The following is a 1,580-nucleotide window of genomic DNA, read 5'->3' on the forward strand; positions in this document are numbered from 1 at the left end:
ATATGGAAATAATCATGGATTTGTCAACAGAAATTATAATTCATTTTACCCATTGATGGACAAAAATATGGTATGCTACAAATGCAATTATCTTGGTCACAAAGCACGAGATTTCAAATATATGAATGAACATGTCCCTATGCCAACCACAGTATGGAGAAGGAAAGAGATTCCAAACAATGAACATTGTCGAATAGCATTGACCGCTGAAGAATGTAAAGAAGAAGATGAATGGTACATAGACAGTGGATGTTCTTCACACATGACTGGGGATCAAGACAAATTCATCAGCTTCAAGAGAAATGGTGGCAATGTTGCATTTGGAGATGACTCATCTGCCAAAATACTTGGAGAAGGTGTAGTAGAGCTTGGAAGAAAAAATGTAAAAGAAAAGAATGTTCTATTGGTTGAAGACTTGAATCATAATCTACTCAGTGTTAGTAAAATGTGTGATCAAGGATACACTCTTACATTTGATTCCCGAAAATGTAAAATCAGAGAAAATAACTCAGGAAGATTGGTTGCAACTGCAACAAGAAGACCGAACAACATATACATCCTAGACATGAAGAAGAGAGAGAAGACAAAAGCCACACAAAAGGATTCTAAGGAAGAAAATGTCCCAAAGACCAAAAATAAGGATGAAGTATTATTGAGTGCCACATGTTCAGGGGGAGCAGCCCCAAAGAAGAAGGTTACCTTTTTCCATTAAACTCAGGGGGAGAAGCCATACCCTTTGCCATTGATGTCAAAGGGGGAGAGAAATTGGGATCATGATGATAGGGGGAGCATGAGTGTTGCCATCAATGACAAAGGGGGAGATTGTTGGAAGATTGGTTGTTGTCATTGATGTCAACCCTAGTCATGGGTTTTGGACCGCAAGATTGATGAAGGTATTTGGACATGAAGGAAAATGCACATGCAGATACAACACCCATGGATGGATAGTATACATCATGTTTTTTCCGGTGGTATGTGGCACGTCACGTGGATCCTCATGGTTGAGGAGAAATGAATTTTTGAAGATGACAAAGTGAATTGAAGAAGGAAGTACATGTAGGCCCTGAAGATAATTAAAGAAAAGAATTACAAAATAAGAAAGTGTCAGGTCGGCCCTAATGTTAAAAGGAAGTGACATAAATGGTATAAATAAACATCATTATACATTCATTTGATACAAGTCTAATTTCATAGGTAATAAGAAAAGAAGAACAGATTTCAAGGGAGGATGAAGTCTTTTGGTGATGTGTTCTAAGGTATGTTATTTTCAGGTCATCTTACCATTTTTGCTATAACGTTTTTTCTAGAACGATTCAGATGGTGAAATCGCTATGGTATTGAGAAGACATATCAAGGTACCTATGGTAAAAGTTTCAGCTCTTTATTCGCTATAATTATGGAGATACACTCTGTGGAAGATAGGGTTTGTGACCAGTCCTAAAGCTAGTCAATAAACAGGTGTTCCGGGTAAAACAGTCATAACTTCCTCATATATAATCCAAATGAAGTGGGACCACTTCCATTGGAAATTATACAAACTTTAGTTTCTTGTGTACGAGTTTCAAAATCAGATGCTAAAT

Annotated in this window: 1 protein-coding gene; it reads left to right on the plus strand. The window is 37.1% G+C overall.

All coding sequences use genetic code 11. From position 1 onward, the window contains the following. A partial coding sequence (locus NUW87_RS11305; protein ID WP_269028618.1) for a hypothetical protein occupies window positions 1-712 on the plus strand: 712 nt, incomplete at its 5' end. Between the last annotated feature and the right edge of the window lie 868 nt (window positions 713-1,580).

The organism is Corynebacterium pilbarense (genome assembly GCF_026930265.1).
GTDB classification, from domain to species: Bacteria; Actinomycetota; Actinomycetes; order Mycobacteriales; family Mycobacteriaceae; genus Corynebacterium; species Corynebacterium pilbarense.